Origin of the sequence: Sphingobacterium psychroaquaticum (assembly GCF_004421025.1) — a bacterium.
Classification (GTDB): Bacteria; Bacteroidota; Bacteroidia; order Sphingobacteriales; family Sphingobacteriaceae; genus Sphingobacterium; species Sphingobacterium psychroaquaticum.
On record NZ_CP038029.1, the window covers coordinates 993296 to 1017361 of the forward strand.

Consider the following 24066-nt stretch of genomic DNA (forward strand, 5'->3'; position numbering starts at 1 on the left):
ATGAAACGAATACTCTATATAATACTTGCTTGCTCCTTGCTGGTGGTGGGCTGCGGTAAATCGTTCCTGGAAATCGACCCTGTTGGGAGTTTAACGGGGGATAAGCTATTCAGCGATGTAGAAGGTTACCAGTCCAGCTTGGCCGGTGCATACAGCCTTTTCGCAAAATACCATTTGGGACAGTATGGCCTCTATGGTGAGATCCGAAGTGATAATATCTTAATCCGTGAAAATCTTGCGGCCTCCGTCCTCGAAGAGTATAACTATGCGAGTGCCGCAGAAAATGCATTGGGCATGGGAGCGGGTATATGGCGGTCCATTTTTGAAACGCTAAACAATGTAAATAATATCATTGAAGCGAAGGATCAACTTCTAAAGGATTTTCCGAACCAAAAAGACCTGATTAATGCCACCTATGGGCAAGCATTGGTTCTTCGTGCCATGTGTCATTTTGATTTAAGCAATGTCTTTAGTCAACATTATACCTATACAGCTGATGGTAGTCATTTAGGAACACCCATTCTACTGACAACGCCATATCCTGGTACCGCTGTGAAACGTGCAACTATAAAAGAAACGTATCAGCAGATTGTCGCAGACTTGACGGAGGCTGATAAGCTATTGGCTGGTACAAGCACTCGGAGCAAAATTTACGCCTCTAGTGAAGCGGCTAAAGCGTTGCTATCGCGGGTGTACCTATATATGGAAGATTGGCAAGGTGTCATCGATCAGGCAACCCCTTTGGTTACGAGTAACAAATATCCGTTGACCGCCGCGAAAGATTACCTGAATATGTTTATCGAGCCAGGGCAGCGCCTTTCTTTTAATACCATTCATCCTGAAGTGATTTGGCAGCTTAATCTCAGTACTAATTCTTCGAGTTTCTTAACCTTATTGTTTTCTGATAGAGCCAATTTTATGGCTTACCCTAATAAAGATTTTATGGCGCTGTTTGAATCTTCCGATTGGCGAGGAATACAGTTTCAATCCACCGAACAAGCCGGGGTTTACTATAACCTGAAGTATGCTTTACCACCGGGGAGCTTAGAAAATGAATGGCCGGTTAATTATAAAATGTTTCGTTCGGCCGAGCTTTATCTCAACTTAGCGGAGGCATATTTCCATAAGCAGCAGTATCAGGCAGCAGCGGAGCAGATTAAAATTGTTCGTGCGCGTGCTTATAATACCCCAGTGAAAGACATAGAAGTTGCCTTTACAGATCCGCAACAATTACTGGCACAAATTAAACTGGAACGCCGCAAAGAGTTGTGCTTTGAAAACCAACGTATCTATGATATTATGCGCTATAAGGAGAATTTAAATCGTACCGATTGTAACGCAGCAACCTGTCAGCTAAATTATCCGAACGACAAATTTGTTTTGCCTATTCCGCAGATGGAAACTGATCCAAATCCTGATATGCAACAAAATCCTGGCTACTAAAATGAAAATAAAAATGAAAGCACTTTATATATGCGCTATGTTGTTGGTCGGTCTGTTTTTAACAGGCTGCAACAAAGATGAAGCTGTACCATACGACAATCCCTTCTTTTATATTCACGAGAATAACAGTAGTGAAATACGTATTGCATCCAATCGCAATGAAACATTAAACTACCTGGTATACTTTAGTGGTAAACGACAATTCGACCCGATGACCTTAACGTATGAGGTAATTGTAGGCAATGGATTACAAGAAGGAAGAGATTTTGAAGTCGTTACCCCGGAATATAGTTTAACGTTTGCACCCGGCATTGTTGAGATGCCGATTAAGATCCGTTGGATACCGCATGCGATTGATCCCGAAAAAGATAATTCGGTGACGATCAAATTGAGTAGTAATAACAAAGGTTATATTCTAGGATTGCCGGGACCCAACAAAGTACAGGCATCCCTACGTTTTATAAAATTCTAATCTATGCGTTATACACGTACCGTCCTTTTACTGCTATTAGGCTTGTTTCAAAGCACTGTTCTTTTTGGGCAGCAGCTTAAACAAGATCCGAAACTGGTGAAAGGACGTTTAAAAAATGGGTTGACCTATTATATATACCCGAATGAGTCCGGGACAAAGCAAAGCGCTATCCAGCTTTTTGTGAAGGCAGGGTCCTTGCAAGAAGAAGAGTCGCAGCGGGGATTGGCTCACTTTGTGGAGCACATGGCATTCAATGGGAGTAAAAATTACCCTAAAAATGAGGTGATCACCTATTTAGAATCTTTGGGGGTGAAGTTCGGTGCTGACCTCAATGCCTATACCAGCTATGATCAAACCGTATATAAGATAGATGTCAATACGGAGCAACCCGAACAATTGCAGAAAGCGATTGATATTGTGGCAGACTGGGCCTTTGAGCTGAGCTTTGATAGTCTGGAGATCGAAAAAGAGCGTGGGGTGATTATTGAAGAATGGCGGACAAAGCAAGGCGCTGCGGCCCGGCTATCGGAACAATATTTACCGCTGGTCTTTTATAATTCTCGCTATGCACAGCGTCAGCCGATCGGAACAATGGAGGTGCTCCAAAACTTTGCACATCCTGTAATCAAACGTTTTTATCAAGATTGGTATCGACCTGACTTGTTGGCTATTGCTGTGGTATCTAATCAAGACGTTCGACAGGTTGAGAAATATATCAAGCAGCAGTTTGGACGTGCAAAACAACGAAAGAATGTACCGAATCGGGAGGTTTATACCTTGCCGGCGCACGTGGATACCCTATATAGCATTGCGACGGATAAAGAAGAAAATGATATTGACTTTGCTTACATTACAAAGACGCCTGCCCTCATGCGTATTAATCGCGAAGCAGCGCTGTATGAACAACTGCTGCAAAGTTTTGTGAATGGCCTGGCCAAGAAAAGATTTGAACGACTGCAACAGCAGAACAGTACATATCGATCTGGATCTATGACCAGTACAAACCTTATGCCTGAGATCGGTGTGTCCCTTGGCGGTGCTGCTTTATACGAAGATGCAATACATACCGGAATCCAGGAATACCTGTATGAACAAGCGCGTATCCGCCAACATGGGTTTACAGCGATAGAAATTGCGGATTACCGGCAGGAGTATGTGGCGCAATATCGACGAAATCAGCTCAACTCCAATGGCCCGGCTCCGATTACTGTGCTAAACGGTATGAAAGAAGATTTTTATGAAGGTAATATCTTAATGGACCGCAACCTACGCAGCGATATGTTGTATCGACTACAGCAGAATATTGATTCGGCGGCTGTCCGTAATCATATAGAGTCGCAGGCGGTGAAGGGCAATACGGTGGTGATGTTGACCGGTCCGGATCGTGTAAAGAATCTCCTGCCTACGGAAAAACAGCTCAGGACTTGGGCTGATAGTATAGCACGGTTGGATATTGCTCCATGGGTAGACGAGGTTAATGTGCCCGAACACTTGTTGTCTCATGTGCCTACAGCAGCGCACATTGTAGCGCAAAAATATATCCCGGAAATTGACGTGCACCAGTGGACACTTTCCAATCAAACGAATGTGTACCTCAAATCCAGTAACAATAGAAAAAACCATGTCCAGTTAACCGGGTTTAGGCGTGGTGGATTTAGTGTGCTTGATAGTGCCGATTACATCAATGCGTTATTCAGTAAAGATATTATTGCGGCGAGTGGAGCAGGTGACTTTTCACGACGTGCTTTATCCAAATATCTGGCAGGAAACAGTGCAACGGCTATGTTAGTTTGGTCTAAATATCGCGAGGGTGTAGCCGCTAATGCGAATACCAAGGATCTAAAGACCATGTTTGAGCTTTTGTATCTGAAATGGACACAACCACGTGTGGATCGTGACGTCTTTGCTATGCAAAAGAGAAAGGCACTTGCTAATCTGAAGAAACAAAATAACAGCACGAGTGGTGAATACAATAAGTGGATTGCTCAAAAGATTGCTGCCGATAGTGAGGAAGAAAGTTTTGATGAGAACCGCCTGATGCAGGAGCTGCAATACGATGACTTGCTGCCCGTGTTTAAGAAACGTTTTGCCTCCGCAGCTGGTTTCGATTTTGTCATCGTCGGAGATTTTCAGCCTGATAGTATTGCACCGTATGTCTTAAACTACTTGGGGGGACTCCCGGATCAGGCTCCATTGGCACAGGATATTGCTCCAAAAAAACTATCCGATGGTGAGAATGCATCGATACAGATGGTAGGAGGTGATACCGACAAAGCGATGGTAAATATTATTTTTCAGCAGACCAAAATGCAACAACAGTATCCCGCTATTCTCGTTTACGAGATGTTGCAGGAAGTACTTAAAGTTAAACTCCGTGAAAATCTGCGGGAGAAACATTCTGGTGTATATGGTGTCTCGGTGAATATTAGCTCGACAGCGATTCCCTCACCTTTGTTTCGTGCACGGATCAGCTTTACCTGTTCCCCACAGCGAAGTGATTTTCTCGTACAGCAGGTAGAGCAGGAAATTCAGCAGATCGCTAACCAGCCAAGTTATTTTAAAGCGGAGTTGGACAATATCAAAAAGCAACTTATACTGGCTTATGATAAACAGAAGGATAAAGAAACCTTTTGGAGCGCAGAACTTCGCAATCATCTTTATAACGGTTATGAAGATTGGTCTTACTTTACCCGTTACGCCGAAATGGTGGAAGGGATTCAGGAACAAGACATTAGTCAAGCCGTGAAACAGTTAATTTTAGAGGGCAAAACCGTTCGTGCGGTTCTTGTTCCTCATTCTATTCAAACAGAAGCAAAGAAATAAATTATGAAATTAAGGAACTATCTATTTCTCTTATCCGTACTTGCACTCAGTGTCCTGGGGTGTAAAAAGTATGAAATTGGCTATGATGGTGAGGTACGCTTTACCAGTTATAGTTTAGAGCCAACTGCGCATCCAGGGTTGGCCGCTCCCGTTCATGGAACGATTGATGGCAATACCGTCTACATACGTGTACCAAACTCGGTGAACATTAACCAAGCCAAACCGAGTTTCCAAAGCAGTAGTGAACAAGCGATTGTGTATCTCGATAATAAAGTACAGGAAAGCGGTGTTAGTGTGGTGAATATGAGCGATACGCTCAATTATCGAATCGCCAGCCCTAATGATATGGGCTTTGTACAGGTTATTGCATTACGCAATGCGGCCATTGTATCCTTCGGTTTTTATGCAGCAGACAATGAAAATGTTTTGTTCCGAGATTACGTTGCTAAATTTGATGGATTGCATATTACGGTGGATTTACCCATTGATGCCGATGTAACAAAACTGGTCGCACGATACAAAACGACAGAGAATGCTGTCGTCAAGGTGAATGGTACCGTACAGACGAGCCAGAAATCAGCAAACGATTTCAACCAAGAAGTGATTTATGAAGTAACAGATGCCGAAACAATTGCACCTGAAAAATTTGTAATCAAAATTGGGCGGTTAACGGCACCAGAATGGCTCGAAATGCCATTGGGCCCTGTAGGTGATTTTACGGTGGGTGAAGTTAGTATGGCGCTGAATCCGTTGACGAATCAACCTGCAATCCTTTTCACGCGGAGTGCCTCTGATGGCGATAAAACACGTAAAGCCGTAGCCGCACAATTTGATGGTGCAACATGGAAATTATTGGGCACACAAGATGGTATTTCGGCGGGACGTACCGATGCTCCTGGTATCGCTATCGACGATAATGGGATTATTTATGCTTCGTACAAGGATTATGAAACGCAAAATGATTCGGTACAGTATGCTTCGATCCAGAAATATGAAAATAATAGTTGGAAGTATCTGAATAAGCCACAAGGAACGGCCCATCGGGTGAATTATCTGCATATCGCAACCAATGCATCCAATATACCTGTTTTGGGGTATTCTGCTGCACGTGCAGAGGCTGGAGCTGCCAACCGTTCGACAGTATCTGCATTCTTTACAAACGGGGCCTGGTCAACGCGCATGATCGATGCCGCACCAGCAACGCTTTACACACGCGTACGTAAAGGAAGAGACAACAAGGTTTATTATGCCGTGATGGATGGTATCAGTACAACCCGTAGACCAACGATCTATCGTCTTAACGACAATAGTTTGATGTGGGAGCGTGTAGGAACGGCGATGATAACACCAAGTCCGACGGTATATGGCGCGAACCTGATGGATGTTGAGGCGTCCGAAGCAGGTGAGGTATACGTGGTATTCCAGTCACAGGCCAACGCAGATAAAAAATCTTATGTCATGAAATATGACGGTGCTACCTGGAGACAGATTGGTTCAGAAATTAGTCATAATGCGTCGGGTAATTCCACGCGTGATAATATCGCTTTGGCTATTCACCCGAACGGCATACTCTATTTTGCACATAGTGATGCGAATGGTATCAAGGTAATGACATTTGATCCCCTGACACAAAACTGGACCCCAGCGAAAACCATCAGTACCGTAAATGGTGATAAGCTCACACTGCGCATTGCAGATGATGGCATTCCATTCTTAGCGACAGTAGTTGATGGTAAAGTTAAGATATATCGTTACGATATTCCATAACAAAACAGTATGGTGAAAAAAAAGGAGGTGTACTAAAGTTTAGTACACCTCCTTTTTGTTTTATGCTATAGCCCTAAAGTTCTAAGGCATATGCATCATAAACTCCTGTTCCGCAGCAAAGCCAAAACGGTCTTTAGCATGAATTCGGATGCGACAAATTTTTGATTTGTATGCTGTCGGGGTTTCCATTTGCCAGATATGGCTAGACTCTTTAGTCCCTAGTGGATTTCTTGTATTTCCTGCTGTCGGATATACTTTTGATTGGTTTTTGTTCCGGGTGTCCCCAACTAAAGGATCTACGCGGCTTGTTTTCTGCATAGGCATCCATGCCGAGGAATCGATCTGTACTTGTACATCGGTATACTTGCTGCCACCAAAAACATTTAAAATTAAGTGGGTACTATCCATCATCAATCGCATTTGATGTTGTGCATCAAGACCAACCCCTTTAAATCGTATATGATAATCGTTTTTGTCGAAATCAATAGTGAAATAGCCTCTAGGTGTACCGCATTGCATTAAAGCATCGGGAACACCGTCGCGGTCTTTTTCGCCACGCCACCAGTTGCCGCAGGTTGCTCCAGCTCCCAGTTCGTGGATATGCTCGTTGTCAAAAAAGTAGCGGTTCACGTTATGTGTATGGCCGGTTAGGATCAATACCTTCTGATACCCCTCCAACAGGGCAAGGACTTCCTTTTGGTTGTGTGTAAATGCCATAGGGATATGTTGACTCAGAACGATCGTGGTATGCTTGGATACACGCTTGAGGTCTGCGGCTAAAAAGGTAAGTTGATCAGCAGTGACTCGGCCTTCGTAAGACCTATTGCCTGTCGCAAAGACATTGTTCAGGACAATAAAATGTACCCCTCCGTAGTTAAACGCGTAGGTGTCGGCACCCATGTTACGGGTGAAAACATCATTGAGGTGAGTGCTCTCGCTATTTCTGTCATGGTTACCTAGTACCGTCCAGTACCGAGCGTTTGTTTTATCCATTACTGCACGTACTGCAGGCATAAGCGGCATCTTGTCGTTGACCAAATCACCTAGTATCAAGTTGAATTGTAGATCTTCACGCTGCGTTAACTCTGTAAAGATGCTTTTAGAGGCGTAGGACAGCTCTTCTTCTGTATCAACCTGGACATCTCCGATGGCGCCAATTCGGAAGATGGAAGGCTGTACTTCCTTGATAAGCGGAATGTCCACTATAATTGTATCCGGGTTCATTTGAGCCGGGTCTATGTATCGAAATTTTGTGTTCTCGATTTTACTGCTGGAATGGCTCGATATATAACCGGTCGGGAGAATGGGGAATATGGTTTGTCCGGTATAGCTGTGTAGGGTAAATACACCCTTTTTGTTGGAGGTTACAATCGTGGTGCCGTTCGATACAGAAATATTTTTTAAGGTACGTTCTGATTTTTCGCGTATACCATTTTTGTTGGCATCTAAAAAAACGGTTCCCATGATAACGTGTTTCTTAACGGGGGATTCGGCTGGTGTTGCCGTAAGTCTTGTATGACCAAAAAAAGCCAGGAACAAGAGCGGTACTATTTTTTTCATTTGCAGAATAGGTGTAGGTAAAAGAACCCGAAACAATGAGTTTCGAATTCGGAACAAAGATACCTAAAGTATGCTTGTTTGTACGGAATAAAAAGTGAAAAAAGAGTGCGTCCGGTCTGTTTTTTTGGGGAGGGCCAGGTCAAGGAGAGAGGCCCTGACATATTTTGAATTTATTTTAATAATTATATTGTGTTCGCTTATATATTGCTATATTAGAGGAAGTAACCAGCGTTTTTCACGAGGAGAGTGCTGTATCGCTAAACCTATATTATAAACGTTGATGGTATTTATCATTGTACTCCTAAGCCTGTTGTTGCTCATTGTGAGCATCACCTATTTCAAGGTCAATGCCTTTCTTTCTTTTCTCATCGTGTCTATCCTTACAGCTGTTGCTTTGGGCATTCCATTGATAAAAATACCGGGTACCGTCGAGAAAGGAATTGCGGCCATTATGGGTGGGCTTACGCTTATTATTGTGCTGGGGGCAATGCTCGGTAAGATTATCGCGGAGAGCGGCGCTGCGGAAAATATTGCAACCGTAATGGTGCGGCTGTTCGGTGTCAAGCACCTCCAGTGGGGGATGGCTTTTACGGGATTTGTGGTGGGAATACCTTTGTTTTATGGCGTTGGTTTTGTACTCTTAGTTCCTTTGATTTTTTCGATTGTTTACAAGTATAAACTATCCGCGGTTTATATCGGTTTACCGATGCTGGCCGCGTTGTCTGTTACCCACGGTTTCATACCACCGCATCCTTCACCTGTTGCACTAGTGGTGCTCTTCGGTGCCGATATGGGGATGACATTAATTTACGGCCTTATCGTGGCTATTCCTGCGATAATTATTGGAGGGCCTATTTTTGGAAAAACGCTGGGTCGGATAAAAAACGGTGAATCGGAGGTGTTTCAACCACAGGAAAATAATGCACAATACGAGAGCTATAGTCGGCCGACTGCCTGGAATAGTTTTATTACCGCTTTATTACCTGTATTTTTATTGGTATTGCTGACGATACTTCCTTATCTTATTCCAACATCCAACGCATTCGCACACGAGCTTATTACTTTCTTTGGTTCACCCGCTATCGTGATGCTGATTGCCATTATCTATGCTACCTTTTCCTTAGGTATTTATCGCGGACGTTCCATGAAAAATATTATGGGAATCTATACAGAGGCCGTCAAAGATATTGCCATGATCTTGTTGATCATTGCCGGGTCGGGTGTCTTTAAGCAGGTAATGGAAGAGAGTGGGGTAAGCGTTTTACTGGCACAGAGCCTTCAGACTTTACCCATCCACCCGCTGATTTTAGCGTGGACTATTACAGCGATCATTCGAGGTTGTGTGGGGTCGGCAACAGTGGCCGCTCTGACCGCAGCGAGCGTGTTGCTGCCTTTAATGCAATCCTCGGGGGTAAACCCGAATTTAATGGTATTGGCAATTGGTGCGGGGAGCCTGATGTTTTCGCATGTTAACGATGCGGGTTTCTGGATGTTTAAAGAATATTTTGGCTTAACCGTGAAAGATACGCTGCGGTCATGGTCCGTGATGGAGGCACTTGTTTCTATTGTAGGTCTATTGGCGGTGCTGCTCTTGTCCTTTGTTGTGTAAATGAATTTAACTTAAAAAAATATAAAGATGATGTATAATGCAGACGAACAGTTTGAGAAATTGGGATTAACGTTACCGCCAGCTCCAGCTCCAAAAGGGGTGTACAAGCCTTATGTAATCGATGGGAAGTACTTGTACTTGTCGGGACATGGGCCTGTTCAAGATGATGCGACTTTAATTATTGGCCGAATTGGTGTGGATATGGATGCTGAGGCAGGCAAACTATCGGCTAGACAAGTGGGGTTGACCATGTTATCGACCATCCAAACCAACCTGGGTTCCTTGAATAAAATTAAACGCGTTATCAAAGTATTGGGCATGGTGAACTGTAGTCCTGATTTTGAACGGCATCCCTATATTATCAATGGCTGTAGTGAGCTTTTTGCAGCAGTGTGGGGAGAGGAAAATGGGATTGGTACACGCAGTGCTGTCGGATTTGGCTCTTTACCGGACAATATTCCAGTAGAAATAGAAGCACTATTTGAACTGCACGAGGGCTAGCGGATGACAGATTGGTATAAGGTAGCGGATGTGTCCCGCGTAGATTCTCCGGCTCTTTTGGTATATCCCGAACGTATGCGAGCGAACATCCGCTTGTTGAAGGAAATGGTATCGGGGAATACGGCTCGCCTTCGTCCGCATGTAAAGACCCATAAGATGCTGGAGGTATCACAGATGATGCTGGCAGAAGGTATTCAGCAATTTAAGTGTTCGACCATTGCCGAAGCGGAAATGCTTGCGTTAAGTGGTGCACCCGATGTGTTGATGGCCTATCAACCGGTTGGTCCTAAAGTAGCACGGTGGGTAGACTTAATAGCCGCGTATCCGGAGACTCATTTTTCATGCCTGGTGGATCATGAGGATGCGATTAAAGCATTGGGCGCAACGGCTCAAATAAAACATAAAAAATTGTCGGTCTACTTGGATCTTGATGTTGGGATGGGGCGTACAGGCGCACCGCTTAAGCGTGTTTTGAGCCTGTGGGAGGAGCTTCAGTTGCAGGACGACCTCAGGTTGGAAGGTTTACATGCGTATGATGGGCACATCCATGATGCGGATCCTGCTGTTCGTAAAATGGAATCAGATGCGAGCTATGCGATGCTGTTGGAAGCTTATAACCTTCTTCAGCCGGTATGTGAACATCCTTTAAAACTGGTAATTGGCGGATCTCCTTCCTTTACGAGTAATGCGCAACGAGACGATGTAATCTGTAGTCCGGGGACTTTTATTTTTTGGGACTGGGGGTATCGCCAACGCATTGCAGAACAGAAGTTTGATTATGCTGCAGTACTTTTAACACGGGTTATCTCGGTAATCGATGAAACGCATGTGTGTGTCGATCTAGGCTATAAAGCTGTGGCTTCGGATCCACCATTACCTCGGGTACTGATCTTGAATGCACCGGATGCAGTTCCTGCTTTTCAGAGTGAGGAACACCTGGTGCTCACGGTCAACGATAGTCAGGTATACCCGCTCGGCACGACATTGTATGCGGTACCTACACATATCTGCCCGACGGTTGCTCTTTATGATCGGGTACAGGTGATTGAGGATGAACAACAAGTAACGACCTGGCCGGTGATGGCTAGAAATAGAATGCTAAATTTTTAAGCGCATGAATGAACAACCTTTTTTGATAGATGGTCATCTTGATCTGAGTATGAATGCCATGGAATGGAATAGGGATTTACGGGTTTCTATTTCGGAGTTGAATGCGCGCGAAGAGGGGATGCGTGATAAGCCGGACCGTGGCCTTGCTACGGTGACCTTTGGGGAGCTACGACGTGGAAATATTGGTTTGGTGGTGGCGACGCAGATTGCCCGTTATGTAAAACCGGGAAGTACGCTCCCGGGTTGGCTTTCGCCAGAGCAGGCATGGGCGCAAACGCAAGGGCAGCTTGCTTGGTACCAGGCCATGGAGGCGGATGGCCAATTGCGGATGATTCGCAATCGGGTGGATTTGGATCAGCATGTGGCGCAGTGGACGGATGGTACTGATAATAGTGATAAACCAATTGGCTTTATCCTTAGCCTGGAAGGAGCCGATTCGATGGTGAATATCAGCTATGTCGAGAAAGCATATAACGATGGCCTTCGGGCAATTGGTCCGGCGCATTATGGTCCGGGGCGTTATGCCAATGGTACGGATGCGCGTGGCAAGTTGAACGCCGATGGCGTGGCGCTTTTGGCGGAGATGGATCGGCTTCAGATGATTCTTGATGCCACGCATTTGAATGATGATGCTTTTTGGGATGCCCTCGGCCGATACAAAGGTCCGGTGTGGGCGAGTCATAATAATTGTCGGACTTTTGTGGATCACAACCGTCAATTTAGTGATGACATGATCCGCGCATTGCTTGAACGGGATGCGGTGATCGGGGTGGCACTGGATGCCTGGATGATGGTGCCTAATTGGGTGCGTGGGACATCTACACCACTCGGTACGCAGTGTAATATGGAGATTATGGCAAATAATATTGATCATATATGCCAGCTTGCGGGTAATACCGCACACGTAGCTGTAGGAAGTGACCTGGATGGTGCTTTCGGTAGGGAGCAATGTCCGTATGATCTTGAAACTATCGCGGATATACAGAAGGTGTTTCCAATCCTACGATCGCGTGGCTATAGTGAGAACGATATTGCTCAAATTGCGCATGGTAACTGGTTACGATTTATGCGAAAGGCGTTGTAGGAGACAGAGGGCAATCTTTTAATAATATTTCTCTACTTTCGCATCTTTATCGATGTCGAAGAAAGGCGTTGTGAAATTAAGTCTAATAAAGTTTTTTGTGTTCAGTAAGTTCGTTCCTTTACCGGAAAAATTATATGTTATTCTACGAGACCAGCGATCCAAATATTTGTTTTGGGGTAGTTTCAATGTGCTGTTAAGTTGGGCGTTATATTTTGTTTCTTTTCATTTTATTACACAAAAACAAAATATCAATGTGCTTGGATTGGTGACCATCAGTCCACACATTTTTTCCTTACTATTTTCATTCGCCATTACGTTTTTTACTGGATTTTTTTTCAACTATTTCATGGTGTTCCATGCCAACGGAAACCATGACTTAGGTAAGCGATTATGGCGGTACTTTGTGTCGAACATGGGTTCGCTAGTGATGAATTATTTGTTGCTGAAGGTTTTGGTTGAGATTTTACATTTCTATCCTACTCCATCTCAAATTATTTGTACGGCAATAATAACTATATATAGTTTTTTGATGCAGAAGTATTTTACCTTTAGGCGATCTAATAGTTGAAAACCGATTTATTGGTTGTTTCAAATAGGATGGATCAGTAAATCTTATAAATCAATTCCATAATTACGTAACAACCAACCAAAATATTGTAGCCAATTTTGTATTGTTAATTTAAAACAATCGAAAAATGGCAACCCATAACAATAAAGAAATAGCTGACATCTCCTTGGAAGATGCAGCAAGTGAGCCTCGTAACTTCAACCATGACACAACGTCGGTCAAAAAGACATTTCCCGTACTAGGGATGACCTGTGCCTCTTGCGCAGGGAGTGCTGAAAGTATTGTCGCGCAAGCCCCTGGTGTTCTCCAGGCGGCAGTAAACTTTGCCACAGGAAATCTCACCGTAGAGTTTTCGCCTGCGGTGACAGACCCATATATTCTACAAAAAACAGTGCAATCTGTTGGTTTTGATCTCCTGATCGAAGAGGAAAGCACGCAACAAGAAACCCTCGAAGCCATTCATGAAAAGAAATATCAGGCGTTAAAAAGCAAGACTATCTGGGCGATTATACTATCCTTACCGGTGGTTATTATTGGGATGTTCTTTATGGATATGCCTTACGGAAATGAGATAATGTGGGCCTTCTCTACGCCGGTTGTGTTCTGGTTGGGCAAAGATTTTTTTATCAACGCCTGGAAGCAAGCTAAATTTCGATCCGCAAATATGGATACACTCGTTGCATTAAGTACTGGTATAGCTTATGTCTTCAGTGTGTTTAGCATGTTTTTTACTGATTTTTTGCGTCATCGTGGCTTAGATACCCATGTGTATTTTGAAGCTGCTGCAGTTATTATTGCATTTATCTTGCTGGGTAAATTATTGGAAGAAAAAGCGAAAGGCAATACCTCTACAGCTATAAAAAAGCTGATGGGGTTACAGCCAAAAACGGTTATCGTGGTTGGGTCGGATGGAGTGGAGCATGAAAAAGCGATCGAAGAAGTTAGCCCTGGGGATATCATCCTGGTGAAACCAGGGGAGAAAATTGCGGTCGACGGTATGGTCGTTTCGGGAACATCATATGTGGATGAGAGTATGCTAAGTGGTGAACCTGTGCCTGTACTAAAACAGGAAAACGAGAAAGTATTTGCGGGTACAATCAATCAAAAAGGAAGCTTCCAATTTAAGGCCATTAAGGTTGGGAAAGAAACGATGCTGGCACAGATTATTAAGATGGTTCAAGATGCACAAGGCAGTAAAGCACCGGTACAGAAATTGGTGGATAAGATTGCAGGTATTTTTGTTCCCGTGGTGATCGGTATTGCGATCATTACTTTTGCGTTGTGGGCTATTTTTGGTGGCAATAATGGCTTGGTGCAAGGATTGCTCGCAGCGGTGACAGTTTTGGTGATCGCTTGTCCTTGTGCGCTTGGCTTGGCAACTCCAACGGCTATTATGGTCGGTGTAGGGAAGGGGGCCGAACAGGGGATCTTGATTAAAGATGCTGAAAGTCTTGAATTAGCGAAGAAAGTCAATGTGGTTGTGTTGGATAAAACGGGAACAATTACCGAAGGAAGGCCACAAGTGTCGGATATGAAGTGGTTGAACGAGGATAATACGTCGGCTAGTATTTTGTTCAGCATGGAAAAACTTTCTGAACATCCCTTGGCGGAGGCCGTGGTCAAACATATGGATGGTGTGCCGACGACCACCTTGTCTATGTTTGATAGTATAACGGGTAAAGGGGCAAAGGCGGCTTATGACGGGACGACTTACTATGTCGGCAATAGGAAGCTTTTGCAGGAGAATAATATTACGATATCGGACGAATTAGAGCGCTTCGCGCAGGTGTGGGGCAGTCAGTCTAAAACAGTTATATGGTTCGCCAATCAGCAGCAAGCACTTTCGGTGATCGCTATTTCGGATAAGATCAAGGCTACTTCTGTTCAAGCAATCCAGGAAATGCAGGGCATGGGGATCGATCTTTATATGCTTACGGGAGATAATGAGTCGACCGCAAAGTCAATTGCACAGCAGACCGGTATCAAACACTATAAAGCGGAGGTATTGCCGCAACATAAGGCTGATTTTGTGAAGGAATTACAGCGACAAGGAAAAATAGTGGCGATGGTGGGTGATGGTATTAACGATAGTACGGCGCTGGCGACAGCTGATGTGAGTATTGCCATGGGGAGGGGCAGTGATATCGCAATGGATGTGGCTAAGATGACCATTATTTCATCAGACCTGACTAAAATACCACAAGCTATCCGGCTATCGAAACGTACGGTAGCGACTATTAAGCAAAATCTATTTTGGGCCTTTATCTATAACTTAATCGGTATTCCAGTGGCGGCCGGTGTGTTGTATCCGATCAGTGGTTTTCTTTTAAACCCAATGATTGCAGGAGCAGCAATGGCATTGAGTAGTGTGAGCGTGGTGAGTAATAGCCTGCGCTTAAAATGGAAAAAATAGGGTGTAAGAATCCGGTTTAAGATAAAGGTGTGCTGCGCAGGCCAAAAGGTTAAAAGCAGTAAATATTATAAATTAAACCATAAAAGTTGTAAAGAGCCGGACTGAAAATCAACGGATATTTGTAACATAAAATAAATAGTAAAAGGATAAAATCATGGAAAATAAAAAACTTCAGTTTAAAACAAACCTTAATTGTGGTGGGTGTGTGTCTAAGGTACAGGCAGACTTGGATAATATAGACGGAATTTGCGAATGGGATGTCGATACAGCCAATGCAGATAAAGTGTTGACGATTACAGCGACAGGACTTACGGAAGAGGCAGTAGTCGATATCATTACGAAAAAGGGGTTCAAAGCGGAACCGATTGCAGAATAGTTTAAGTCGCTTTTATTTGTCCTATCGGGGATTTTAGGTTGTCATATTCAAAATAAGGTTGTGGTCTTAGACTGCAACCTTTTTTACTGAAAAGCTGTGTGTAAAATCATTTTACGCTTTTATAGGTGCAACGATAAGGGGGATAGCGGTGATTTTTCCTATCGAATGAAAAAGTTTAGTGGGAGATTAAAATTAATGGATCCGGTAAAACCGTCTAGCTTTTTGAATCCACTCTTCTGATTGATATCAATGCCATAGCCAAGACCAATGTCCACGAAGGACAATAGACTGATGCCTACTTTTGGTGTTAGGGTGTAAGGTGTTGCTTCTGCTTTGATGAAAGGCCAAATTCCTCGGTTACTGAGGTAGTATGTAAATCCCAGCTCCGGAATGACGGTGGTACCGCTACCCATCCAGGTGAAGTTTGCACCAGCATCAATCTTCATATATTGACTCAGGTTGGGTGCAAATAAACCCCAGCCGGATATTTTAACAAAACTGCCACGTTGATATTGGTATCCGACCGAAGGTCCCCAGATCCAGGAGCTGCCGCTGGAAGCGGCTTCTACTTCTTCTTGGGCAAAACTGCTTACGACAAAAAATAACGAAAGGATGGAAATAAACAACTTTTTCATAACATGGGGTGTTAAGTTGTTCTAATTTACGGTTTTATTTCCGGAATATACAACGGTGGTTTTTGTTTAACGGTGAGATTGCCGCGTCTTTGCGCTCCTCGCAATGATGGAGAGGGGTAGTCGCCACGGACCTGACCTCTTAACTCCTTAATTCCCCTAAGACCAACTACGCACGACCATCTACCAACTATGAACTACCCACTATGAACCACTCACTACCTATATAGCTTCTAGCTTCCTTAATCACCCAAGGTCGCCTGAGGAATATTTGCAGCTTGTAGCAACTTGCTCCTGCATAGGCTACTCCTTGCAAATATTCCTAGCGACGAGTTTTGGTTACTTTTTCGGCAAAAAGTAACATGCCCGGCCGGCATAGAGGCCATAGCATAAAGTCATTGACTTAAGTCCATGAGGTACGTAGCCGTGCCGCGTCTGTAGATCTCTCCTGAGGTCGAGATGACGTAGTATGTTAATCGTTGCTTTGAGCTTATCCGCTTTTAGATACTTATCACCTACTACAAACTATCAGCTACTCACGACCAACTATGAACTACTAAAGATGCCCGGCCGGCATAGAGGCCATAGCATAAAGTCATTGACTTAAGTCCATAAGGTACGTAGCCGTGCCGTGTCTGTAGATCTCTCCTGAGGTCGAGATGACGTAGTATGTTAATCGTTGCTTTGAGCTTATCCGCTTTTAGATACTTATCACCCACTACAAACTATCAGCTACTCACGACCAACTATGAACTACTAAAGATGCCCGGCCGGCATAGAGGCCATAGCATAAAGTCATTGACTTAAGTCCATGAGGTACGTAGCCGTGCCGTGTCTGTAGATCTCTCCTGAGGTCGAGATGACGTAGTATGTTCATCGTAACGTTGAGCTTATCCGCTTTTAGATACTTGCACTCTCTACAAACTATCAGCTACAAACTACAAACTACTCGCTACCAACGACCAACTACTAAAGATGCCCGGCCGTCATAGAGACCAAAACATAAAATCATCGACTTCCCTCCTTAACTTCCCCTTACTTTTTTACAAAAGGAAAAATCGCATTCTCTGTATGCGCTTCATCGATCAAAGCCAATAATTGCTGCACGACTTTAGGATGTTGCGCCGCAAGATTCGTTGTTTCACGGGGATCCTTCTTAAGGTCAAAAAGCTCCATGTACGCCGACTCCGCAGATTTTGCTTTCTGTTTTATCAACTTCCAGTTTTTATACAAGACAGCTTGTCGCCCACCATCCTCATGAAATTCCCAATACAGATAATCATGCTTCTGCTGTTTGCCCTTTTGGACTAAAGTCGGCGCAAAAGAAATACCATCGCTATAAGTCGTCAGTTTAATCTGTGCAACATCCAGTAGGGTAGGCATAATGTCCCAAAAAGCAGCCACATGATTGCTGTTCTGATTCGGTTTAATTTGTTGTGGCCACGAAACAATAAAAGGCGTTCGAATTCCACCTTCATATAGATCACGCTTAAAGCCGCGCAGGCCGGCCGTGCTGTTGAAAAATGCAGGATCCGCCCCACCTTCACGGTGCGCACCGTTATCACTGGTGAACATAATAATGGTGTTATCCGCGATGCCCAAGGCTTCTACTTTCTTCAGGATCTCACCCACGTAGGCATCCATCCGGCTCACCATGGCGGCGTAGGTTGCGCGTGGTTTCTCCACAGAAGCATAGCCTGGGACGGTAGCTTTCGGTCCATAGTCATTGCCTTTATGCATCGTCTCAGGGAATGCATTCGCATACTTTTCGTAAAAAGCATCGACTGGAACCGCGAGTTCAGCGTGTGGCAAAACTGTTGGTACAAATAAGAAAAAAGGCTTGTCTCGATGCTGATCCATAAAATCTAAAGCTTTCTCTTGTATGCTTTCTGGTGCGTAGACTGCTTTTGTTGTGAGATCATTGCCCGGGAGGATCACCTTGGTGCTATTGTGCCACAGGTGTGTCGGGTAATAGCGGTGCGACTGTCGCTGGCAAATGTAGCCATAGAATTCGTCAAAACCTTTACGGGTGGGGTCGCCGGATGTACCGATCATGCCCAATCCCCATTTTCCAAAGGCGCCCGTCGCATAACCCGCCTGCTGGAGATACATCGCAAAGGTCGTCACCGAGTCCGCTAACGGTTCCTGTCCCTCCGGTTCAATTTCTTTATTGCCTCGAATGTGTGTATGTCCCGTATGTTGCCCCGTCATGAGCGAAGACCGAGAAGGCGCACAAACTGACGTGCCCGAATAAAAGTTCTCGAATCGAATCCCTTTTTTTGCAAGTGCATCAATATTAGGGGTTGCTATCTTGGTCTGACCATAGGCGCCTAGATCACCGATGCCCAGGTCATCAGCCATAATTAAAATAATGTTGGGGCGTTTGTTCTGTGCCGTCACAACAGTAATTAACGAACTAAAAATTAATAGTGTAAAAAAAGATTTTATAGACATAGTGATTGCATGTGGCTTGGTTGATAATCTTTGCTTAGAAATGGTGTCCGGTTCAGACGCAACTAAAGTATCAATAAAATATGATTTTATCTCCTGAAATTTGTATAATTAATACACAAAACCTAAGAATTATAAAATTTTTTTATAAAACAAATTCAATTATTAAAATTATTTATTAATATTGTTGCTGTTATAACCTAGATATGCTTTACCTATGATTTTCTGTGCGTAGTGTATGTCTAACCAGTTTAAATCAGTTTTTTTATATGGAATATTTGAACGGAATTAATGCATTAACCTTGGTGTTTGCAGCCTTGTTGATTTTCGCTATTTCTTATCGGATTTATGGTGTCTTTATGGCACATAAAGTGTTACGCTTAAATGCTGCCAATCAGACTCCGGCAGTTGAGTTTGCAGACGGACAAGATTATGTCTCGACCAATAAAGGAGTACTCTTTGGGCACCATTTTGCTGCGATAGCGGCGGCGGGACCTTTGGTTGGTCCTGTATTGGCTGCGCAATTCGGTTATTTGCCCGGCACGTTATGGATTCTTATTGGCTGCGTGCTAGCCGGTGGGGTGCATGATATGGTGGTGCTCTTTGCTTCGGTACGCCATAAAGGAGAAAGCCTGGCCAGTATCGCGCGCAAAGAAATTGGTCCAACAACAGGGGCTATTGCCGGAGTTGCGGTCTTGTTTATCTTGATATTGACTTTAGCCGGTTTATCGTTAGCCTGCATCAGTGCGATGCATGAAGCCTCTTGGTCTCTTTTTACGGTTATCATCACCATGCCGATTGCTATCATAATGGGCTTGATTATGCGCTATCGCCAAAACTCAGTAACATTCGCCAGTATTTTGGGCGGTGTGCTTTTGGTAGCCGGTATTATCGGTGGGCACAACCTGATGCAGTACGAGTATATCAACAATCTTTTTCACTGGGATGTGAAAACCATTTCGATCGCCATAGCAGTGTACGGTTTCTTTGCGTCGGTGCTGCCTATTTGGTTGCTGTTGGTTCCGCGGGATTATCTTTCGACCTATTTGAAGATAGGAACGATATTGATGTTGGCGGTGGGTATTGTATTTGTACATCCAACCTTGGAAATGCCGGCCTTGACGCCATTTATTCACGGTGGTGGTCCCATTATTGGCGGACCTGTATTACCCTTTATTTTTATTGTTATTGCATGTGGTGCTATTTCTGGTTTTCATGCCGTTATTGCAACCGGAACAACACCAAAAATGTTGGCCAATGAAAATGAGATTTTATTTGTCGGTTACGGCGCGATGTTGGTCGAAGGTTTTGTCGCATTAATGGCACTTATTGCAGCATGTACGTTGATGCCTGGAGATTACTTTGCTATTAATACACCCGCGGCAGCCTATGAGAGCTTTATTGCCGCAAATCCACATTTACATGCGGTAGACTTACAACACTTTATCGATCGGATTGGGGTGGATTTACACGGACGTACCGGTGGTGCGGTGTCGTTGGCCGTAGGTATGGCGCATATTTTCGATAAAATACCTTTTATGGATGATGTGATGGCATACTGGTATAATTTTGCCATTATGTTCGAAGCTGTATTTATCTTGACGGCTATTGATGCAGGTACACGTGTAGGGCGCTTTTTCTTACAGGAAATGGCAGGTACGGTTATTCCTGCTTTTCGGAATAAAAACTGGTTGCCAGGGGTTATTATAAGCAGTTTTCTATTTACTTTCTCGTGGGGCTATTTGGTTTATACCGGAAATGTAAGCAGTATTTGGCCGTTATTCGGTATTAGCAACCAGCTGCTGGCGGCCTGTGGACTGATTGTATGTACCACCATGTTGATTCGGATGAATCGTGGTAAGTATGCGCTGTGTGCGGCTATTCCAGGTGTTTTTATGGCTGTCATTACCTTTTGGGCAGGCTATATGCAGGTAATGGATGTTTATTTGCCGCAAGAACAATATTTGTTAGCATCGCTGGCCGTTTTAGCTATGCTCTTAATGTTAATCGTTTTCATCGGTGCATTTAAGCGCTGGTATGAACTCTTGAAGATGGATGCCGACCACCGCGATTATTACGGGGAATCGGTCAAAGAACTCGTGGAAAGATAAAAGCATAACCAATTTCAACTAACCTAAATTAAGAATGAATAAAATAGTTAAAAGCCTGTATTTTCAGGTTATAGTGGGGATCCTGCTGGGGATCCTCTGTGGGGTCTATTACCCGGAGTTTGCTGTTAAATTGAAGCCCTTGGGGGATGGTTTTATCAAGCTGATCAAGATGCTTATAGCACCTTTAATCTTCAGTTCTATTGTTATCGGTATTGCAGGCATGCAAGATGTGAAGAAGGTTGGGAAGATCGGTGCAACATCCATTATTTATTTTGAGATTATGACAACGGTAGCACTGATCCTAGGGTTGGTGTTTATTAATTGGATTCAACCCGGAACGGGGATGAATATTGATCCAAAGACGCTCGATGGATCGGCTGTGCAGCATTACATACAAGAGGCCGAACATACCAGTACGATTGATTTCATTTTAGGGATCATTCCAGAGAATGTAGTGGCGGCTGTTGCATCGGATAATTTATTGCAGGTATTGGTCTTTGCGGTCCTTTTTGGGATTGGAATGACGAAGATCGGTACACGGGCTTCTCAACCAGTGATTGATGTCTTACAAAGCTTTTTAAATGGCTTGTTTGCGGTTATCAAGATGATTATGTATTTGGCGCCATTGGGCGCAATGGGCGCCATGGGTTTTACGATTGGAAAATATGGGGTAGAGGCGCTTTCTTCGTTGGGGTTACTGATGTTGAGTTTCTATTTGACCTGTGTCGTGTTTATCCTTTTTGTCATCGGAGGGGTGTTGCATTTTTATGTAGGTATAAGTGTATTTAAGTTGCTACGGTATATTAAAGAGGAACTGTTAATTGTTTTGGGAACCTCTTCCTCGGAGTCTGCGCTGCCGGGGATTATGCAAAAATTAGAAGATGCAGGATGTGCTAAGCCTGTGGTGGGATTGGTGATTCCGACCGGTTATTCCTTTAACCTTGACGGTACATGTATCTATTTGACCATGGCCGCCGTTTTTATTTCGCAGGCACTGAATATGCATCTTTCTTTGGAACAGGAGATTTCATTGCTGCTGGTGTTATTGTTGACTTCCAAAGGAGCGGCCGGGGTAACGGGAAGTGGTTTTATTACATTGGCTGCAACGCTGCCTGTGGTAGGGCATGTGCCGGTAGAATCTGTGGCGTTGATTCTCGGTATAGACCGGTTTATGAGTGAGGCACGGGCCTTGACCAATATTATAGGCAATGCCGCGGCGACCTTGGTTGTTGCAAAATATGAGAATGCCTTGGATGTAGAATTACTCGAAGAGAAGATGGGATAAATGTGTAAAAGGACGGGGTTCCGTCCTTTTACACAACTTTGCTGCTTACTTGATTTTTTTTATAATTTCGGCAATCATCGGATAGGTGTTTTCCTTGACTAGGTTTAATTCGTCTTTACCGATCCAGCGTGCTTCTGTGATATCTTCCTCCAGCTGTGGTACAAGTTTGGGGACTTTATTAACGCCCATCTCGTACCAGTTGGTTTGTTTGAGCATAAACTTGCCACGCATAATATAGGTGTGGTATGTGGTTTCGATTTTGCGACCTAGGTAATTGACCGTGATCCCACATTCTTCTTCGACTTCTCGCACAGCTGCTTCTCGCATTTTTTCACTTTCTTCCACTTTTCCCTTTGGAAGGTCCCATTTACCAAGACGATGAATAAACAGATAATTCCCTTCACCATTTTTTACGAGGCCACCCGCGGCCTTAATAATATTAACTTTTTGGATAATGGTTTTAAATACACTTTCAATGTTTGTTGCGATATACAAATATGAAACCGCTGGCTGCCCTTTTGTACTGGCTAACTTGAAAAGTTTTTCAATATCAATATCTTGTAACCCAATTGTTTGCGGGTTTTGTATTTTACGTGGAATGAAATCAGCTAAAATAAGCTGAGATTCGTTCATATAAATTTTATAAATTTGCGCCATGAATAATTTAAATGAGGTTGAACAGAAAATTGCTGAATCCTTATTGCAAATTAAAGCAATAAAATTACAACCTAAAAACCCTTTTACTTGGGCTTCGGGTTGGAAGTCTCCGATTTACTGTGATAATCGTATTACTTTATCGCACCCAGCTATCCGTACGTATATCCGTCAGAAGCTGTCTCAGTTGATTCAAGAAGAATTTGGTTCGGTAGAAATGATTTCCGGGGTAGCTACAGCTGGCATTCCGCAAGGGGTGCTTGTTGCTCAAGATCTAGGCGTTCCTTTTACGTATGTTCGCAGCAGCGCTAAAGGACACGGACGTCAAAACCTGATTGAAGGGGAGATCGTAAGTGGCCAACGGGTGGTCGTGGTAGAAGACCTTGTCTCCACAGGAAAAAGTAGCTTACAGGCGGTTGATGCTTTGCGTGAGGCTGGATGTAATGTGGTAGGCTTAGTCTCGATCTTTACATACGGTTTTGATGAAGCGGTGAAGAATTTTGCTGACGCTAAATGTCCGTTCTTGAGTCTTTGTAATTACGATTCATTGATTAAAGTCGCTGTAGCTAATAGTTATATCTTGGAGTCTGAAGTTGATTTGTTAGAGCAATGGAGACGTGATCCAAGTAATTGGACAGGTGAATAATCTTCATTATCTTTGATATATGACAATCATCCAAAATAACACCGCTATCCATAAACCCATTGCTGCGGTTTATGCGTTCTTGTCTGACTTGAACAACCACGAACAGTTGATGCCTGATAACATTTATAATTGGACATCGACCGTTGATGAGGCTCGGTTTACCATTAAGAATATGGCGAAGCTGGCGCTAAAGATTAGTGATCGCGTGGAGAATAAGGAGATTGTATGTATCCCTTCCGAAGAAGCTCCTTTTGCGATTACACTACGTTGGAAGTTGGAGGAGCAAGGTGCCGAGGTTACGAATGCTACGTTTGTAATCGAAGCGGAATTGAATATGATGATGAAAATGATGGCTTCGGGACCGTTGCAGAAATTGGTCGACCATCAGGTAAATAGATTAAAAGAAATTTTGGGATAAGATATTCCTCAAGCATAAAAAAGGTCGCTAGTAATAGCGACCTTTTTTTGTTTAGATAGTAAGCCAACATCCATAGCTTGATGTAGGGGTAAGTGTAGATTCTTAGAATTTTTTTTTGAAACAGCCTTGAAAAATCGTCGAAA

At 43.7% G+C, this 24066-nt stretch carries 19 protein-coding genes; 15 read left to right on the forward strand and 4 right to left on the reverse strand.

Annotation, left to right across the window (positions count from 1 at the left end; genetic code table 11):
* Genes E2P86_RS04205 through E2P86_RS04220 form a run of 4 tightly spaced genes read left to right on the forward strand, consistent with a single transcriptional unit; the run spans position 1 to position 6505 of the window.
* Positions 1-1443, forward strand: a complete 1443-nt coding sequence (locus tag E2P86_RS04205) for a RagB/SusD family nutrient uptake outer membrane protein (protein ID WP_085474502.1) — start codon at positions 1-3, stop codon at positions 1441-1443.
* Between the two features lie 13 nt (positions 1444-1456).
* Complete coding sequence (locus E2P86_RS04210) at positions 1457-1915, forward strand: hypothetical protein (RefSeq protein ID WP_134431004.1); 459 nt, start codon at positions 1457-1459, stop codon at positions 1913-1915.
* Between the two features lie 3 nt (positions 1916-1918).
* Entirely contained in the window at positions 1919-4738 is a 2820-nt protein-coding gene (locus E2P86_RS04215; protein ID WP_134431007.1) for a M16 family metallopeptidase, read from the forward strand.
* A 3-nt stretch (positions 4739-4741) separates the two neighbouring features.
* Complete coding sequence (locus tag E2P86_RS04220; protein ID WP_134431010.1) at positions 4742-6505, forward strand: hypothetical protein; 1764 nt, start codon at positions 4742-4744, stop codon at positions 6503-6505.
* A gap of 81 nt (positions 6506-6586) precedes the next feature.
* On the opposite strand, the gene E2P86_RS04225 is transcribed toward E2P86_RS04220, so the two are convergent.
* Positions 6587-8065, reverse strand: a complete 1479-nt coding sequence (locus E2P86_RS04225) for a calcineurin-like phosphoesterase C-terminal domain-containing protein (protein ID WP_134431013.1) — start codon at positions 8063-8065, stop codon at positions 6587-6589.
* Positions 8066-8345: 280 nt separating this feature from the next.
* Here E2P86_RS04225 and E2P86_RS04230 point away from each other — a divergent pair, with 280 nt between their 5' ends.
* From E2P86_RS04230 to E2P86_RS04260, 7 genes are all read left to right on the forward strand, one after another.
* Positions 8346-9674, forward strand: coding sequence for a gluconate:H+ symporter (locus E2P86_RS04230; RefSeq protein ID WP_134431016.1), 1329 nt, complete (start codon positions 8346-8348; stop codon positions 9672-9674).
* Between the two features lie 27 nt (positions 9675-9701).
* The gene (locus E2P86_RS04235; RefSeq protein WP_085474496.1) at positions 9702-10175 is read left to right on the forward strand and encodes a RidA family protein; all 474 of its coding nucleotides are present in this window, start codon (positions 9702-9704) and stop codon (positions 10173-10175) included.
* Positions 10176-10178: 3 nt separating this feature from the next.
* Positions 10179-11285 (forward strand): D-TA family PLP-dependent enzyme, encoded by a 1107-nt coding sequence (locus E2P86_RS04240; RefSeq protein WP_134431019.1) that lies wholly within the window; start codon positions 10179-10181, stop codon positions 11283-11285.
* 4 nt (positions 11286-11289) lie between these two features.
* Positions 11290-12369 (forward strand): dipeptidase, encoded by a 1080-nt coding sequence (locus E2P86_RS04245; protein WP_134431022.1) that lies wholly within the window; start codon positions 11290-11292, stop codon positions 12367-12369.
* Between the two features lie 52 nt (positions 12370-12421).
* Complete coding sequence (locus E2P86_RS18365; protein WP_085474493.1) at positions 12422-12937, forward strand: GtrA family protein; 516 nt, start codon at positions 12422-12424, stop codon at positions 12935-12937.
* A 127-nt stretch (positions 12938-13064) separates the two neighbouring features.
* On the forward strand, positions 13065-15350 hold the full coding sequence (locus tag E2P86_RS04255; protein WP_134431025.1) for a heavy metal translocating P-type ATPase: 2286 nt from the start codon (positions 13065-13067) through the stop codon (positions 15348-15350).
* A 154-nt stretch (positions 15351-15504) separates the two neighbouring features.
* Positions 15505-15726: a heavy-metal-associated domain-containing protein gene (locus tag E2P86_RS04260; RefSeq protein WP_134431028.1), complete on the forward strand. Its 222-nt coding sequence runs from the start codon at positions 15505-15507 to the stop codon at positions 15724-15726.
* 158 nt (positions 15727-15884) lie between these two features.
* On the opposite strand, the gene E2P86_RS04265 is transcribed toward E2P86_RS04260, so the two are convergent.
* Together E2P86_RS04265 and E2P86_RS04270 are read right to left on the reverse strand one after the other, a co-directional pair.
* Complete coding sequence (locus E2P86_RS04265; RefSeq protein ID WP_134431031.1) at positions 15885-16361, reverse strand: hypothetical protein; 477 nt, start codon at positions 16359-16361, stop codon at positions 15885-15887.
* Positions 16362-17393: 1032 nt separating this feature from the next.
* The gene (locus E2P86_RS04270; RefSeq protein ID WP_134431034.1) at positions 17394-18812 is read right to left on the reverse strand and encodes an arylsulfatase; all 1419 of its coding nucleotides are present in this window, start codon (positions 18810-18812) and stop codon (positions 17394-17396) included.
* Positions 18813-19078: 266 nt separating this feature from the next.
* Here E2P86_RS04270 and E2P86_RS04275 point away from each other — a divergent pair, with 266 nt between their 5' ends.
* Together E2P86_RS04275 and dctA are read left to right on the forward strand one after the other, a co-directional pair.
* Positions 19079-20920: a carbon starvation CstA family protein gene (locus E2P86_RS04275; RefSeq protein ID WP_206367990.1), complete on the forward strand. Its 1842-nt coding sequence runs from the start codon at positions 19079-19081 to the stop codon at positions 20918-20920.
* Positions 20921-20954: 34 nt separating this feature from the next.
* Positions 20955-22205, forward strand: a complete 1251-nt coding sequence (dctA, locus tag E2P86_RS04280; RefSeq protein WP_085474488.1) for a C4-dicarboxylate transporter DctA — start codon at positions 20955-20957, stop codon at positions 22203-22205.
* 45 nt (positions 22206-22250) lie between these two features.
* On the opposite strand, the gene E2P86_RS04285 is transcribed toward dctA, so the two are convergent.
* Positions 22251-22838 (reverse strand): NUDIX domain-containing protein, encoded by a 588-nt coding sequence (locus tag E2P86_RS04285; protein WP_240775572.1) that lies wholly within the window; start codon positions 22836-22838, stop codon positions 22251-22253.
* Between the two features lie 22 nt (positions 22839-22860).
* Between E2P86_RS04285 and pyrE the strand changes: the two genes are divergently transcribed.
* Positions 22861-23505, forward strand: coding sequence for an orotate phosphoribosyltransferase (gene pyrE / locus E2P86_RS04290; protein ID WP_085474486.1), 645 nt, complete (start codon positions 22861-22863; stop codon positions 23503-23505).
* Positions 23506-23524: 19 nt separating this feature from the next.
* Positions 23525-23923: an SRPBCC family protein gene (locus E2P86_RS04295; protein ID WP_085474485.1), complete on the forward strand. Its 399-nt coding sequence runs from the start codon at positions 23525-23527 to the stop codon at positions 23921-23923.
* Positions 23924-24066 lie beyond the last annotated feature (143 nt).

Coding starts and splice junctions, on each gene's coding strand:
- dctA (WP_085474488.1), top strand. CDS start 20,955: ATGAATAAAATAGTTAAAAGCCTGTATTTTCAGGTTATAGTGGGGATC.
- E2P86_RS04255 (WP_134431025.1), top strand. CDS start 13,065: ATGGCAACCCATAACAATAAAGAAATAGCTGACATCTCCTTGGAAGAT.
- E2P86_RS04295 (WP_085474485.1), top strand. CDS start 23,525: ATGACAATCATCCAAAATAACACCGCTATCCATAAACCCATTGCTGCG.
- E2P86_RS04275 (WP_206367990.1), top strand. CDS start 19,079: ATGGAATATTTGAACGGAATTAATGCATTAACCTTGGTGTTTGCAGCC.
- E2P86_RS04215 (WP_134431007.1), top strand. CDS start 1,919: ATGCGTTATACACGTACCGTCCTTTTACTGCTATTAGGCTTGTTTCAA.
- E2P86_RS04225 (WP_134431013.1), bottom strand. CDS start 8,065: ATGAAAAAAATAGTACCGCTCTTGTTCCTGGCTTTTTTTGGTCATACA.
- E2P86_RS04230 (WP_134431016.1), top strand. CDS start 8,346: ATGGTATTTATCATTGTACTCCTAAGCCTGTTGTTGCTCATTGTGAGC.
- E2P86_RS04270 (WP_134431034.1), bottom strand. CDS start 18,812: ATGTCTATAAAATCTTTTTTTACACTATTAATTTTTAGTTCGTTAATT.
- E2P86_RS18365 (WP_085474493.1), top strand. CDS start 12,422: ATGTCGAAGAAAGGCGTTGTGAAATTAAGTCTAATAAAGTTTTTTGTG.
- E2P86_RS04220 (WP_134431010.1), top strand. CDS start 4,742: ATGAAATTAAGGAACTATCTATTTCTCTTATCCGTACTTGCACTCAGT.
- E2P86_RS04205 (WP_085474502.1), top strand. CDS start 1: ATGAAACGAATACTCTATATAATACTTGCTTGCTCCTTGCTGGTGGTG.
- E2P86_RS04235 (WP_085474496.1), top strand. CDS start 9,702: ATGATGTATAATGCAGACGAACAGTTTGAGAAATTGGGATTAACGTTA.
- E2P86_RS04210 (WP_134431004.1), top strand. CDS start 1,457: ATGAAAGCACTTTATATATGCGCTATGTTGTTGGTCGGTCTGTTTTTA.
- E2P86_RS04265 (WP_134431031.1), bottom strand. CDS start 16,361: ATGAAAAAGTTGTTTATTTCCATCCTTTCGTTATTTTTTGTCGTAAGC.
- E2P86_RS04240 (WP_134431019.1), top strand. CDS start 10,179: ATGACAGATTGGTATAAGGTAGCGGATGTGTCCCGCGTAGATTCTCCG.
- E2P86_RS04260 (WP_134431028.1), top strand. CDS start 15,505: ATGGAAAATAAAAAACTTCAGTTTAAAACAAACCTTAATTGTGGTGGG.
- E2P86_RS04285 (WP_240775572.1), bottom strand. CDS start 22,838: ATGAACGAATCTCAGCTTATTTTAGCTGATTTCATTCCACGTAAAATA.
- E2P86_RS04245 (WP_134431022.1), top strand. CDS start 11,290: ATGAATGAACAACCTTTTTTGATAGATGGTCATCTTGATCTGAGTATG.
- pyrE (WP_085474486.1), top strand. CDS start 22,861: ATGAATAATTTAAATGAGGTTGAACAGAAAATTGCTGAATCCTTATTG.